This is a genomic window from Sphingobium sp. MP9-4 (assembly GCF_005281675.1).
In the GTDB taxonomy this organism is placed as follows: Bacteria; Pseudomonadota; Alphaproteobacteria; order Sphingomonadales; family Sphingomonadaceae; genus Sphingobium; species Sphingobium yanoikuyae.
In genome coordinates, this window is sequence record NZ_LUFI01000059.1 from 23,298 (window position 1) to 36,002 (window position 12,705).

The 12,705-nt window shown below is 60.9% G+C and carries 15 protein-coding genes and 1 pseudogene; 7 read left to right on the forward strand and 9 right to left on the reverse strand.

Annotated elements, in window-relative coordinates:
- Positions 1-60: 60 nt before the first annotated feature.
- Positions 61-1,032, reverse strand: coding sequence for a L,D-transpeptidase family protein (locus A0U87_RS18425; RefSeq protein WP_170978426.1), 972 nt, complete (start codon positions 1,030-1,032; stop codon positions 61-63).
- Between the two features lie 178 nt (positions 1,033-1,210).
- On the opposite strand from A0U87_RS18425, the gene A0U87_RS18430 reads away from it, so the two are divergent.
- On the forward strand, positions 1,211-1,726 hold the full coding sequence (locus tag A0U87_RS18430) for a DUF882 domain-containing protein (RefSeq protein ID WP_240700598.1): 516 nt from the start codon (positions 1,211-1,213) through the stop codon (positions 1,724-1,726).
- Between the two features lie 112 nt (positions 1,727-1,838).
- Positions 1,839-2,210, forward strand: coding sequence for a response regulator (locus A0U87_RS18435; protein WP_137405856.1), 372 nt, complete (start codon positions 1,839-1,841; stop codon positions 2,208-2,210).
- A 91-nt stretch (positions 2,211-2,301) separates the two neighbouring features.
- Here the strand turns inward: A0U87_RS18435 and A0U87_RS18440 are convergent, their stop codons facing one another.
- On the reverse strand, positions 2,302-2,964 hold the full coding sequence (locus A0U87_RS18440) for a sigma-70 family RNA polymerase sigma factor (protein ID WP_137405857.1): 663 nt from the start codon (positions 2,962-2,964) through the stop codon (positions 2,302-2,304).
- Between the two features lie 144 nt (positions 2,965-3,108).
- Complete coding sequence (locus tag A0U87_RS18445) at positions 3,109-3,960, reverse strand: SDR family oxidoreductase (protein ID WP_137405858.1); 852 nt, start codon at positions 3,958-3,960, stop codon at positions 3,109-3,111.
- Positions 3,961-4,091: 131 nt separating this feature from the next.
- On the opposite strand from A0U87_RS18445, the gene A0U87_RS18450 reads away from it, so the two are divergent.
- Both A0U87_RS18450 and A0U87_RS18455 read left to right on the forward strand, forming a co-directional pair.
- On the forward strand, positions 4,092-4,700 hold the full coding sequence (locus A0U87_RS18450) for an NAD(P)H-dependent oxidoreductase (RefSeq protein ID WP_137405859.1): 609 nt from the start codon (positions 4,092-4,094) through the stop codon (positions 4,698-4,700).
- Positions 4,701-4,705: 5 nt separating this feature from the next.
- Complete coding sequence (locus tag A0U87_RS18455) at positions 4,706-5,653, forward strand: cation diffusion facilitator family transporter (RefSeq protein ID WP_137405860.1); 948 nt, start codon at positions 4,706-4,708, stop codon at positions 5,651-5,653.
- Here the strand turns inward: A0U87_RS18455 and A0U87_RS18460 are convergent.
- The 6 genes from A0U87_RS18460 to A0U87_RS18485 form a co-directional block, all read right to left on the reverse strand.
- A complete protein-coding gene (locus tag A0U87_RS18460) occupies positions 5,650-6,585 on the reverse strand; it encodes a cation transporter (protein ID WP_137405861.1) in 936 nt (311 codons plus the stop codon). The genes A0U87_RS18455 and A0U87_RS18460 overlap by 4 nt on opposite strands.
- Positions 6,582-7,028, reverse strand: a complete 447-nt coding sequence (locus tag A0U87_RS18465; RefSeq protein ID WP_137405862.1) for an amino acid ABC transporter substrate-binding protein — start codon at positions 7,026-7,028, stop codon at positions 6,582-6,584. The genes A0U87_RS18460 and A0U87_RS18465 overlap by 4 nt, the downstream gene beginning before the upstream one ends.
- Positions 7,025-8,287: an FAD-dependent oxidoreductase gene (locus tag A0U87_RS18470; RefSeq protein ID WP_137405863.1), complete on the reverse strand. Its 1,263-nt coding sequence runs from the start codon at positions 8,285-8,287 to the stop codon at positions 7,025-7,027. Before A0U87_RS18470 ends, A0U87_RS18465 begins: the two co-directional genes overlap by 4 nt.
- A gap of 250 nt (positions 8,288-8,537) precedes the next feature.
- Positions 8,538-9,281 (reverse strand): metallophosphoesterase, encoded by a 744-nt coding sequence (locus A0U87_RS18475; RefSeq protein ID WP_137405864.1) that lies wholly within the window; start codon positions 9,279-9,281, stop codon positions 8,538-8,540.
- The gene (locus A0U87_RS18480; protein WP_137405865.1) at positions 9,265-10,038 is read right to left on the reverse strand and encodes a nucleotidyltransferase family protein; all 774 of its coding nucleotides are present in this window, start codon (positions 10,036-10,038) and stop codon (positions 9,265-9,267) included. Before A0U87_RS18480 ends, A0U87_RS18475 begins: the two co-directional genes overlap by 17 nt.
- 56 nt (positions 10,039-10,094) lie before the next feature.
- A complete protein-coding gene (locus A0U87_RS18485) occupies positions 10,095-10,436 on the reverse strand; it encodes a hypothetical protein (protein ID WP_137405866.1) in 342 nt (113 codons plus the stop codon).
- Here A0U87_RS18485 and A0U87_RS18490 point away from each other — a divergent pair, their 5' ends adjacent.
- The 3 genes and pseudogenes from A0U87_RS18490 to A0U87_RS18500 all read left to right on the forward strand — a co-directional run.
- Positions 10,437-10,988 (forward strand): cyanophycin synthetase, encoded by a 552-nt coding sequence (locus tag A0U87_RS18490; RefSeq protein ID WP_137405867.1) that lies wholly within the window; start codon positions 10,437-10,439, stop codon positions 10,986-10,988.
- Between the two features lie 103 nt (positions 10,989-11,091).
- On the forward strand, positions 11,092-11,574 hold the full coding sequence (locus A0U87_RS18495; protein WP_137405868.1) for a MarR family transcriptional regulator: 483 nt from the start codon (positions 11,092-11,094) through the stop codon (positions 11,572-11,574).
- Between the two features lie 520 nt (positions 11,575-12,094).
- Positions 12,095-12,705, forward strand: a pseudogene (locus tag A0U87_RS18500) (IS5 family transposase); the annotation flags it as partial.

Genomic DNA, 12,705 nt, shown 5'->3' on the forward strand with positions numbered 1-12,705 from the left:
GCTCCGGCGCATCGGCCCGGCCTTGCCATTGATCGGACGCCACAGGCACGACGACGCCCCTCAGGCAACAAATTCGGCGGGTGTGTCGGCCTGCAGCATCTGGGCGAGACGGGCTGCGTCCCAATTGCTCAGGCGAATGCAGCCATGACTTTGCGAACGGCCGATCAGGCTGGGCTCGGGGGTTCCGTGGATGCCATAATGGGGCTTGTCGAGATCGATCCAGACGACCCCCACGGGATTGTTGGGCCCTGCGCTCAGCTGCGCCTTCTGGTCGCTGCTGTCCGCGTCCCAGAAGAGATCGGGGTTATAATGGTAGGTGGGCATGAAGGCGGTTGTCCGGACCTTCCATTGCCCCAGCGGCAGCGGATCATGATCGCTGCCCGTCGTCGCGGGGAATTGCGCAATGAGCCGGCCTTGTGCGTCAAGGACCCTGAGCACGCTTTGCGATTTGCTGACGATGATCCTGGCTGCGCGGGGCTGGCTCGCACTTATATTGAGATCCGACAGCATGTCCCGCCACCGGGCCGGGAGGCCCGGATCATAGGCCCGATCAGAGGGGATCAGTCCCGGCAGCAGCAATTCCATCTCCGCTCTGGGCGTCTTGAGACCGGGATTGAGCTGCAGAAGGGTATCGCTGCTTGTATGGAAGCGCTCGGACAGCTTCTCGAGCAGGTTGCGATAGCCAAGAAAGGGAAGCGAGGCCTGATCGACGATCCTCGAGGGAATGTCGGGCGTGAAAGTTGCTTCCAGCGCTTGCGCTCTTAGAACCATGCGAATGAGCGTGGGCGCCCGCTCGCTCGCCAGTGCCTTGCGGCTCGCGGCATCCAGCACGCCACTTTGTTCAAGGCCCCGTGCATCCTGAAAGGCCTTGAGGGCGGCTACGAAGAAGCGGCCATGTCTTCCATCGATGATGCCCGGCGCAAAGCCCGCTCGGTCAAGCTGGACCTGGGCCTGGAATATGGCCGGATCGATGCCTGCCGGAAGGCTGGCCGGAGCGCCTGTCTGATCCCTGGCAGGTGCGGCGGCCTGCACGGATGCCGCATAAATGAGACCAACCGAGGCCAAAATCCGAAATTGCCATGGAACCGATCTTTTCACGTCGCCATAAACACCTTATATGACAGGAACATAGGCAACGCTTGCGAGCGGCCTTTATCTCCCTGAAACATGTTCGGGACCAACGACATTTATGATATTCGATCGACGGTCGGTGCTGTTTGGCACCGCGGCCTGCGGCATGGCGCAGTTGTTTCCAGCCGCCGCCTGGGCAGCCATTCCGGAAAGACGGCTTGCCTTTCGCAACCTGCATAATTCCGAGCATATCGACATCTGCTATTTTTCCGGCGGGCGTTTCCGCCGGGACGGCATCGCCGAGCTCAATCATTTCATGCGCGACTGGCGAACGGGCGAGACGATCAGGATGGATACGAGCCTGCTCGATGCACTCGTTCATCTCCAGGCAGCGACCGGCGCCGACAAGCGCGCCTATTTCACCCTGATTTCGGGCTATCGCTCGCCCAGGACCAATGGCAGGCTGCATCGCAGCTCATCGGGCGTTGCCTCCAAGAGCCAGCATATGCTTGGCAAGGCCGTGGACATAAGGCTCAAAAATGTGCGCCTCGCCAACCTTCACAAGGCGGCTCTCTCGCTGCGCGCAGGCGGCGTAGGCTATTATCCGCAGAGCAATTTCGTCCATGTCGACACCGGGCGGGTTCGTCACTGGTAGGAAGCGCCTCCCGCCAACGCAGCCACCACCCCGCTCGTCCTGAATGGAGCAGGCACACGGAACCATCCATCCATCGGCGCCATTCGCTCCAAAGGAGAGAAGGAGATGGCCTATGCATATCCTGATCATAGAAGACGAAGCGATCCTTGCCATGCATCTCCAGATGTTTCTGGAGGAACTGGGCGCCGACAGCTGCGCCGTGGCCGCCACACAGGCCGAGGCCGTCCGTGAGGCGCTCGATCACAAGCCCGACCTCATCGCGTCCGACGTCATTCTGCCGCAAGGAAGCGGGCCAGGCGCGGTAAAGATGATCCGTTCGCGCCTTGGCGATATTCCGGTCATCTATATCACCGGCTCCCCTGAAGAGGCCAGACTCGCAGACCCTGGCCCACCCGTCATAACCAAGCCGATCCGATGGCTCGACCTGGTCGGGGTGACGCAAGATCATGGCCTGCCCTCCCCTCTGCCAGCCGAAACGGAATGACGGGCGGTCGTCCCACAGTCAAATTCGGGTCATGATCAAATTCAGGCCCCAGCGAAATTCAGGCCCGCCCAAATTCAGACCATCTCCAGAGTCAGGCCGCAGTCGCCAGCTGGCTGATGTCGAACGGCTTTGCGGCAAGCCCATGCTGCGCGCGGATCGACTCCAGATAATCCAGGATGCTCACCACGACATTGTCCTGCGTGCTGACTTCAGCCCGATTATTTTCAAGACTGCCACCATTGAGCAGGGCTTCAAGCGCGCCCCGGGCCCTTGCGACGCGGCTCTTGATCGTCCCGACAGCAACCCCGATAATCTCGGCCGTCTCCTCATAGGAGATGCCGCCCGCGCCAACCAGGATCAGCGCCTCTCGCTGCGGCACGGGCAATTGCATCAATGCGCGCATCATGTCGCGCAGCTCGACGCTCTTTTCCTGTTCGGCGGGCGCTGCAAGGACGCGATCAGCGACGAGCTCGTCCCATTCGCCGACGAACCGTCTGCGCCGCATCTCGCTCAGAAAATGGTTGCGCAGAATGACGAAGGCCCAGGCCCGGAAATTCGTGCCCGCGACATAGCGCTCACGCGCGCGCCAGGCCTTGAGCATCGTCTCCTGGACGAGATCGTCCGCGGTATCCCGGTTACCCGCCAGGCTGCGCGCAAAGGCACGAAGCTGGGGAAGAACAGCGGCAAGCGCTGCCTTGAACTCCGCGTCCGAGAGACGGGGTGCCTGGGCCGAGGCCGTTATCTCATCCTGCATGCTGCGTCCCTCCATAACTGGTCAAGAGAACATTCCGCCAGTGTATCGGTTCCCAAAAGCAGCGCCGCCTTATCGCAGAGCTGGGCACATCCTTTGCCATGGAGAGGATGGTGACCCCGTTCAGGCCGCTTCGCTCCACCCCGGTCACCCGTTCACGATCGTCCCGCCATTGGGGTGAAGAACCTGACCCGACATATAGCTGGCATCCTCGCAGGCGAGGAACAGGAAGGCCGGCGCGACCTCGTTGGGCTGGCCTGGCCGCCCCATCGGCGTGCTTTCGCCAAAATGTTCGAGCTTCTCCGGGCTCGCACCGCCACAGGGATTGAGCGGCGTCCAGATCGGCCCGGGCGCGACGGCATTCACGCGAATGCCCTCGCCCACCAGATTTTCCGACAGGGAGCGGGTGAAGGCGGTAATGGCGCCCTTGGTCGCGCTATAGTCCAGCAGTTCCGAACTGCCCTGATACATGGTCACGCTGGTGCAGTTGACGATGGCTGCCCCGCTTTTCAAATGCGGTCGCGCCGCCTGGACCAGGAAGAACATGCCGAAGATATTGGTCTGGAAGGTGCGGCGAAGCTGATCCTCGCTGATGTCAGCAATATCCTTGTCGGGATGCTGTTCACCCGCATTGTTGACAATGATGTCGATCTTGCCGAACGCCTCCAGGGTGCGGGCAACAATCTCGTCGCCAAAGGTGCGCGCGCCAATGTCCCCCCGGATCATGATCGCCCGTTGCCCCTCCCCTTCCACGATGCGTTTCGTTTCCGCGGCATCCTCGTCTTCCAGCAGATAGACGATCGCTATGTCAGCGCCTTCGCGCGCGTAGAGCGCTGCTACCGCGCGCCCGATCCCGCTGTCGGCGCCGGTGATGATCGCGACCTTCCCCGCAAGCCGGCCCGAGCCCCGATAACGGGGCTGCCATTGCGGCTTCGGGCTCAGCCTGCTCTCATGGCCCGGCAGCGCATCTTCATGGATCATAGGGACGGTATCGCTCATCGCATAATCTCCTTTGCTCCAAAGAACCCTTTGCGCGCCCGGGAGTTCTCCGTGCGAGAAACGGATGGTCGCATCCAGCGAGCATCCAGACCTTGTCCACGCCCCATCCAGGCCGCTCGAGGAGATGAACCATGCCGCTCAAGGCGCTGGCGCTTAACTGCACGCTCAAGCCAGGCAGGGGCGCGCAGAGTTCGACCGACGCGATGATCGCCGTGCTGGCAGAAGCCTTCAGCCAATATGATGTGACAGTCAGCGAGACGGTCCGGGTTGCAGCTCTCGACATCAAGCCAGGCGTCACCTCCAACGAAGGGGATGGCGATGCCTGGCCGGGACTGCGCGAGAAGATCCTCGCGCACGACATTCTGATCTTTGGCGGACCGATCTGGATGGGGCAGATCAGCAGCGTCGCCAAACGGGTGCTGGAGCGAATGGATGCCTTTCTCTCGGAGACCGATGATGAGGGCCGGATGCCAAGCTATGGCAAGGTCGTCGTCGCGGCGATCGTGGGCAATGAGGATGGCGCCCATTTTTCCAGCGCCCAATTGTTCCAGGCATTGAACGATGTGGGCTGGACGATCACCGCTGTTGCCGCCTGCTATTGGGTCGGCGAAGCAATGGGGTCGGTCGATTTCAGGGATCTCGACGAGACGCCGGAGATGGTGACGAAGACGGCAAAGATGGTCGCGGGCAATGCCGCGCATCTGGCCGGCCTGCTGCGCTCCAGCCCTTATCCCGGTTGAGCCCCATGGCCGATCTGCCGCGCAGGTTACGCGAGAATATCGTCCTCTATGGTGCCCTCTCGGCCAATGTCGGGATCGCCATAGCCAAATTCGTGGCGGCGGCGATCAGCGGCTCTTCTTCCATGCTGACCGAGGGGGTCCACTCGCTGGTCGACAGCAGCAACCAGGTCCTGCTGCTCTATGGCCAGGCAAAGGCCAGGCGCCCGGCCGATGCCACCCACCCCTTCGGCTATGGCCGCGAACTCTATTTCTGGGCTTTCGTCGTCGCCATCCTGATCTTTGCCGTCGGCGCCGGCGTCTCGATCTATGAGGGCTGGCTGCATATTGCCGAGCCTGATCCGTTGCGAGACCCGACGATCAATTATGTGGTGCTGGCGGTCGCGGTCCTGCTCGAGGGAACAAGCTGGGCCATTGCGGTGCGCGAGTTCAACGGCAAGAGGGGCGCAAGCAGCTGGTGGCAATCGATCCGCCGATCCAAGGATCCGGCCGGCTTCATCGTCCTGTTCGAGGATAGCGCAGCGCTGATCGGCCTTGGCATTGCGGGAATCGGTGTCTGGGCCAGCCATCATTATGCCGACCCACGGATCGACGGTTTCGCATCGATTGCCATCGGTCTCATCCTGGCCGGGGTGGCGATTTTGCTCGCGCGCGAAGCCAAGGGGCTGCTGATCGGCGAAAGCGCCGATCCGGCGATCATTTCGGCGTTATGGGCCATTTTGGACAAGCGGCCACAGATCAGCGCGGTCAATCATGTCCGCACGATCCACACCGCGCCCGATGCCGTGTTCGTGGCGATCAGTGCCGATTTCGTCGATGATCTGCCGATGGGAGACGCAGAGCGCCTGATCGAGGAGATTGAGCGCGAGATGAAGGCCTGCGTGCCCGATCTGACGTCCATCTACATCCGACCGGAAAAACAGGCGGATGCCGTGCAGCAGACGCCGCCGGTCTAGTTCCGGCCCTCACGCTGTACGGGCGGGATGAAGCTCACCTGGGCCAGCCGCCAGGCCCTGTCCTCACCTTCCGGCCAGTAATATCGCGGATGACGGCATTGCGCCGGAGGATGCGTGTCATGGACTTCTGCCCGGATGAGGCGGCCGGTCTCGCGCAGGCGTATCGTGGCACCGGGAAATTCCGCCTTGAGCCGATCGCACAGGCTTTGCGCATCCTCCGAAAGATCTGTGCTCGAAAGCGCCCTGGGCGCGCCATCGACCAGTTCGGCCGTGGACGATCGCAGCGCCTTGATCCCGTCATTGAGGACGTCGAGCGAAATGATGGCGGCCGCCACCGAGTCGGCCCACCACCAGCCAAGCCCGAGACCGATGATGCCCGCGAGCCCGGCCGCCCCGGTCAGCCAGTTCGCCTTGTTCATGAGCGCATCGGTATGCAGCAGCTTGTCGTTGAGCGCCTGCGCCAGCGGCAGTTCCTTCCGGCCGATGAAGAGTGGCGGAATGAGAGAATAGATCTGCGCGGCGATCATCAGCCAGCCTAGCCAGATATCCTGGCCCAGAATGACGATCGAACCGACGCTTGCATGTTCCGCCGAGCCAAGCGCGATCAGCGCATTGTAGAGCAGAAGCGCGCCAACTGCCGTCAGCGCAACCGCTGCGACGAAAAATCCTAGACCATTGACGCGCTCGAACCCGAAGGGAAAGCGGCGCGAGCGATGGGCGTGGCGTTCCATATGCGCGGCGATCAGGAACATGACGGGCGGAACGAGCCCCAGCGTGTCCTCGATCCAGGCGGTCTTCATCGTCTGGCTCTGGCCAAGCACCAGCCCCATCGTCGCGATGATGGTGAGCGTCCAGAAGATGTTCCAATATTCCAGGCGCACCGCCCGTGCCATGGGCTCACGCAGTTCGTCGGGAAGGCTTGTCTCGCTCATTCTTCGCGCGCCTCCTGCGAAATGGCGCGGCTGGCGCGCTCGACTGTCATGATCCACCGGTTCTCGCCATTGCGCATCGCCGCCTTGAGCTCGAGTGGTGCCGCCTTCGTCCCGGTCTTCGAGAGGGGCGGGCCAAAGGCCACGTCCATTGCCCAGGGGCTGTCGGCCAGGAAGCGCCCGATCACCAGGTCGAGCGTGCCATCGTCAAGCTGCTGGAAGAGCCCCTCGCCTGCACCTGGCCGCCAGTGCGCCTTCGCCCCGGTTCGTCGCTCGATTTCATGAACCAGCCATTGGACTTCCGGCGCCGCGTGAATGGCAGGATCGGCCAGCGCCACCGTGAAGGCTCGTTCTTGCGCGATGCGATTGGATGTGCCGGCCGGATCGCGTGGCAACATGTCACATGCGGAAAGCAGCAGCATGGCCAGGACGATCACGCCCCTCATCGGTCGGCCGCCCTTTGCCCGGCATTGCTTTCAAACCGATAAGGATCAATGGCATCGCGATCCGGGTCGGCTTCTCCCGCCAGTTCGCGCTCGAGCATCTGGGCTGCGAGCGAGGCAAAGGCGATACCATTGCCACCATAGCCTGCTGCAAGCCAGACATGGGGCATAAGCGATGTCGCGCCGATCGCCGGCAACCCGTCGGGCGAAGCGCCAAAGGTGGCAGCCCATTGACGATCGATCGGCACCGGCGCGCCGAGCAGCGTTTCGAGCTTGGCGGCAATCACCCCGGCCTTTTGCGATATCAGGGCGTCGCGTGTGTCGGCATCTGTCTCCTCGATATCTTCGCCGCCTGCGATGATGCGGCCGGACGCGTCGGTGCGCAGATAGAGATAGGGATCGCTCGCTTCCCAGATCATGGCATTGCCCTTCCAAAGCGGTGCCATGCCCGGCGGCGTCGCCATAACAAAGCTGGTCAGGAGCGAGAAGGCCGGCGGCAGGAATAATGTGGGCCGTTCATAGCCGGTGGCAAGGATCACCTCGCCCGCGTGCAGGCTCTCTCCCCCCTCCATCTCGATATGGACCCCGTCCCCATCCGGGTGCAGGCCGATGACATTCACGGGCCATGCAAGAGCAGCACCGCGCGATACGGCCAGCTCTATCAGCGCGTGACATAATCGGACCGGATCGACCGTGAAACCACCGTCCGAGAGGATTGCGGCACGCGGCGCTATGCCGAAGCGCTCGCGTACCTGATTTCCATCAAGCCATTGCGATGGCAGGCCATGGCGACGATGCATGGCGGCCTCAGCCGCGAGGGCTTCATCATCGAGCAGTCCGCCAGCAAGATAGAGTGTGGGACAGTCCTGCTTGAGGGCGCTCAGCCCCATAGCCTCGATGCGCTCCGACAGATCGCGCACGGCGCCCAGCACCCTGGTCCAGCGCCGCGCCGCCTCCGTTTCCCCGATCTGGCCGGCCAAGGTCAGCATCGGCACATCCATCGCCCACATGAGCTGCGCGGTTGATGCGGCGGTGCTCCCACAACCAGGCGGCCGCCGATCCAGGAGCGCAAGGCGCCGCCCACCCGCGCTCAGCCGCTCGGCCAGAATGGCGCCCATGATACCGGTGCCGATGATGGCGATATCGACGGCGTCCCGCGACAGGCCTCCGGCAGGCGGCAGCGTCCAGTCCGCCTCACGCCAGGGGACGCTGCCGCTATGCAGATTACGCCCTTCACTCAGGCCTGTCGTGGGTTGCGCCATGCGATCCTACCGGATTGTTGCTGATGGATAACGTCCGGCAGCGCAAAAGATCCATGCGTCGCCAATCGAGGTCCAATCGAGGATAGCGGAGGCAACCGCCATGATTGGCAGGCAGGAAGACACGCCCCTGTCGGCCAGAGCGCAAGCTGCTGGTTGACCGACACGCGCGACCAGGAATTCCCGGAAACAAGATGGCGCCCTGATCTTATGACAATGGCATCGCATCTTCAGGACGCTCGTTCGATCGGCGCTAGACCGCGATCAGGGCGTAGGGCCGACCAAATTGTTCTGAAACGACAAATTGTGCGCAATTATAGACAGGTATGCCACGGGGGGTCTTCCCTTCAAATGCGCCACGATGCGCATGTCCATGCACAGCAAAGCGGACATTGTCGAACCGGTCGATGGCGTCCGCGAGCCTGGAGGAACCGAGAAATGGAAATATCTCGGGCGGCTCGCCCATGACCGTTTCAGAGATGGGGGAGTAGTGCAGCACCGCCACGACGCGGTCCGTCCTCAGCGTACGCAGGGCATTTTCCAGCTTGCGCGCCTCATTGATCGACTCTTCGACAAATCCCTTGATTGCCGGTTCGCCAAATGCCCCCAGTTCGCCGCGGCCGAACCCGCCGACGAACCCCTTGACCCCGGCGAACCCGACACCTTTGATTTCCACGGCCTGTTCATCAAGGACCGTGACCCCGGCGCTGTGAAGGATGCGGACCACTTCCTCGGGCTGACCACATTCATGGTCATGGTTTCCAAGTACGGCGACGGTGGGAATCGTGCAGGCATGCAGATCTTCAGCCAAAATCTCCGCCTCGCGCGTCTTGCCGAAATTGGTCAGATCCCCGCAGAGCGCGAGAATATCTGCCTTGTCCGAAATTTCCGCGAACATCTCGCGATATCGATGTTCCGACGTCTCGCTCACATGCAGATCGCCGATCGCGGCCACGGTAAGCTTTCCTGGCGGGACTGTGTCATTTGTTTCGGTCATGGCTTTCCTCCAGTCCTTTGCCCACGACATCGGCAAATCCCCATTCGGTGATGTCGACCAGATAATCGCGTGGTGAGAGCAATCGTCCACGGCAGACGCGGATCTTGGGGACCGGCAGCTCCGCCCGGGTTTCCAGTCGACCAAGCAGTTCCTCGAAAAGCCAGAGCGGGATGCAGTGTCGTTCGGTCGGGTAGACGAACCGGAAGTGGAGCAGATGGATCAGCAGCAGTTCCCAATGCAGTTCCATTGCGTCCAGCATGCGCTGCCAGTCGATGGTCTCATGCTGCTTGAGGATCATGTGCGCGACATCTGCGCCATCATAGCGATAGCGATCCTGGATGAAGAGCTTGGACAGGATGAATTCGGTGGGCGGGGTGATGCGGACGCGGGTCCCGTAGACTTCGGCGTAGAATTCGTCGCGGAACCACTCTTCCGTCACCGGCAGGCTGGCCGACGAGATATTGTAGATGACGTCGAAGAAATTACCGTCCTTCCAGACCTTTCCGATCCAGCGCTCGTCCTCAAATTCCACTTCATGGCCCAGATGGCGGAAATGGGCCAGGATTCGCGGCGCATCGCCCGCCTTGCAGAAGACATCAAGATCCTTAGTTGGGCGGGATATCCCGGTATGACAGCCTAAAGCGTAAGTGCCCGAGAGCATGAAGGGAATACCCGAAGCCACTAGCTCTGCGAGGCTATCGGCATAGAATTGCCTCGCCTCTGGCGGCGGGTCGAAGGCGGCGGGATCACTGGTCATGATGGGATCATCGTCAGCATAGGAAAGGGTAACCGGCGGACATTGCATCCGTTCCGTCAAGGAGCGATGGACAAACCTGGAACCGAGCCGCATTGACGACACCGGCAGTTCGGCTTGCCTGATCCGTGGAGATGTGCCCCGTCATCGAGGCGAGGCTTGTCGGACAGACATTCTAGGTCGCTGGCCTGCCGATCGCGCGTGACAGCCTGGCAGGTGATATCGGCATTCATGCGGCGATAGCCGATCGAATTGATATCCGTCTCGCCTATCAGGGCTTCCTGACCTTTGGGACGGCTCCCTGCGCCAATTTCCGGCTGCTTGATCGACGCGACGGACACATATGCGTGCAGACCGACCAGGGGTGCATCAACTATAATCTGCAAGCGCCCGGTCGACATATGGTGCTCAACAGCCTTGCCGTTCTTGCGGCATTGTCTGCCCTCTCATTGAATATTGAAATTGGGATGGCGGCACTTGCCGACTTTCAGCCACTGGCGGGACGGGGCCAGGAACTCGATCTGATCTTTGATGGAAAGCGCGTCAGACTGATTGATGAAGCCTATAACGCCAATCCAACGTCCATGGCGTTCGCGTTGGAATTGCTCGGCGCGCAAACCGGGGGAAGGCGCATAGCGGTATTGGGGGAAATGCTTGAGCTCGGCGAGGATGCGGCAAGCTATCATGACGCGCTGGCGGCGGTGATCCTCGATCAGGCGATCGACCGCATATACGTCATTGGTGCCCTTTATCTCGGCTTATGGAAAGCATTACCGGATCATTGTCGTGGCATCCATGCGGACCGTGTCGAGCAGCTTTGGGACCATCTTCGAGCGGACCTTCAAGACGGTGATACCGTCATTGCGAAGGGCTCTCATGGCAGCGGCATTCATGCGCTGGTCACGCAACTGAAGTGCCAATCACAGGATACAGAAACGGTAGAAATGAGGTGATGCAGGTCGAGCCAAGGCCTGAACGGGAGGCAATTGGCAATTTGTTAAGCTGGCAGGAGCAGCATCAATTTGCTTCATAATGATACTATGTGAGGATAATATTATGGGGTCGCGCCAACGAAATATCAGCACATCACCAGACGACACATTATCGGATGAATCCCTTCTTGTTCTTGCCCGTCAAACGCAGCAAGCGCGTATAAACTGTTCCGATCATTTCCCGAGAAACGTATTTCGTGATTCCGCTTGGGATATTATGCTGGAATTGTTCATCACTGGCGAAGAGGGGCGTGTTCTTTGTGTAAAAGATGTCATGGTGATTTCAGGCGAGAGTGCCACAGGGACCATTCGCCGGATTGAAGGCCTGGAGGCGGCGCAACTGGTGACGAGGGATTATGACCCACGAGATCATCGTCGCATTCTGGTAAATCTGAGCGAAAGAGGCCGGGAAGCGATGGAGTCCTTTTTGCGCCATCTCTTCGAAGTGGGAGGCTCTACCAGTCAGATCCAAGAACGGAAAGGTCCTGCCTCTTTTTCTCCAACATCCACCATTACCCCACCCATCCTTAATGATGACCGTCAATAGACACACGCGATTACCGGCCTAATAGTACAGCATCGGACCTCCCAGAAGCGGACAAGCGAGCCCATTTGGGCAGTCACCGCAGATCACGCATGCCTACGCCCCACTCGGCATAGCCCCTTCAGTGAATAGCCCCTTCCCGGCAGCTTAACTGTCGATTTGGAATCTCTACAACCGGACGGTCAGTTCACCACACTGCCCGGCATCCTGAGCCTAGGCCGAACTGGGAGCGGTTCATTATTCCGTATGTCTGTTTCATGAGAGTTCGCCACAAAGCCAAATTATTCTGATTGACCGGGGTGAACAAGGTTCGCCCGCTCCAGTTCAGCCGGCCGATAACGACAGGACAGGCGGGCCTGGGCGTCCTTGCGGCTCCATTTGCGCCCCACACCATGAGCAAGGGAGCGAGGGTCTGCAAAACCTGCCCCGCACTTAGAGGCTGTGTCAGAACGCTGACGTAACGGTGGACGGCCGAGTTTCGATATGATTCCGGGGGGTTACGACACCGACCTTGGAAGCTATCATGTGGAACCCGACCGCCCGCGCGCATCATAGCCGCGCACAGCTTCGCTATGGAAGCGATCTTACCGATGCAGAATAGCATTTGATCGAGCCGTATTTGCCCGCGCCGTGCCAATGCGGACGGCGACGGCGTTGGCCGATGCGGGAGATCATCGAGGCCATTTTCTATTTGCTGCGGGCAGGTTGTCCTTGGCGGCTTTTGCCTGACAGCTTTCCGCCATGGCGCACGGTCTATCGCTGGTTCTGCGCTCTGCGTGACGATGGGACATTTGAAAGTCTCAACCACCATCTCGTCCAGATCGACCGTGTCCGAATGGGGCGAGAACCGATGCCGTCAGCGGCGGCCATCGACAGCCAGAGCGTGAAGACCACCGAAGCGGGTGGACCGCGCGGCTATGACGCAGGGAAGAAGATCATGGGCCGCAAGCGCCACGCCATGGTCGATACCGATGGCCGTGCGCTCGAACTGCTGGTCCATGGCGCTGATGTGCAGGACCGAGACGGTGCAGTGCCTTTGCTCATGCAGTCACGCCAGCGGCACCCCTTGGTCGAGCATGCCTATGCCGACAGCGCCTACAACAGCGATCGCGTCCGGGAAGCCACATCCATCAC

Excerpts from the sequence above, each read along its gene's own strand:
- A0U87_RS18435 (WP_137405856.1), top strand. The coding sequence starts at position 1,839 with ATGCATATCCTGATCATAGAAGACGAAGCGATCCTTGCCATGCATCTC.
- A0U87_RS18440 (WP_137405857.1), bottom strand. The coding sequence starts at position 2,964 with ATGCAGGATGAGATAACGGCCTCGGCCCAGGCACCCCGTCTCTCGGAC.
- A0U87_RS18445 (WP_137405858.1), bottom strand. The coding sequence starts at position 3,960 with ATGAGCGATACCGTCCCTATGATCCATGAAGATGCGCTGCCGGGCCAT.
- A0U87_RS18450 (WP_137405859.1), top strand. The coding sequence starts at position 4,092 with ATGCCGCTCAAGGCGCTGGCGCTTAACTGCACGCTCAAGCCAGGCAGG.
- A0U87_RS18455 (WP_137405860.1), top strand. The coding sequence starts at position 4,706 with ATGGCCGATCTGCCGCGCAGGTTACGCGAGAATATCGTCCTCTATGGT.
- A0U87_RS18460 (WP_137405861.1), bottom strand. The coding sequence starts at position 6,585 with ATGAGCGAGACAAGCCTTCCCGACGAACTGCGTGAGCCCATGGCACGG.
- A0U87_RS18465 (WP_137405862.1), bottom strand. The coding sequence starts at position 7,028 with ATGAGGGGCGTGATCGTCCTGGCCATGCTGCTGCTTTCCGCATGTGAC.
- A0U87_RS18470 (WP_137405863.1), bottom strand. The coding sequence starts at position 8,287 with ATGGCGCAACCCACGACAGGCCTGAGTGAAGGGCGTAATCTGCATAGC.
- A0U87_RS18475 (WP_137405864.1), bottom strand. The coding sequence starts at position 9,281 with ATGACCGAAACAAATGACACAGTCCCGCCAGGAAAGCTTACCGTGGCC.
- A0U87_RS18480 (WP_137405865.1), bottom strand. The coding sequence starts at position 10,038 with ATGACCAGTGATCCCGCCGCCTTCGACCCGCCGCCAGAGGCGAGGCAA.
- A0U87_RS18485 (WP_137405866.1), bottom strand. The coding sequence starts at position 10,436 with ATGTCGACCGGGCGCTTGCAGATTATAGTTGATGCACCCCTGGTCGGT.
- A0U87_RS18490 (WP_137405867.1), top strand. The coding sequence starts at position 10,437 with ATGGTGCTCAACAGCCTTGCCGTTCTTGCGGCATTGTCTGCCCTCTCA.
- A0U87_RS18495 (WP_137405868.1), top strand. The coding sequence starts at position 11,092 with ATGGGGTCGCGCCAACGAAATATCAGCACATCACCAGACGACACATTA.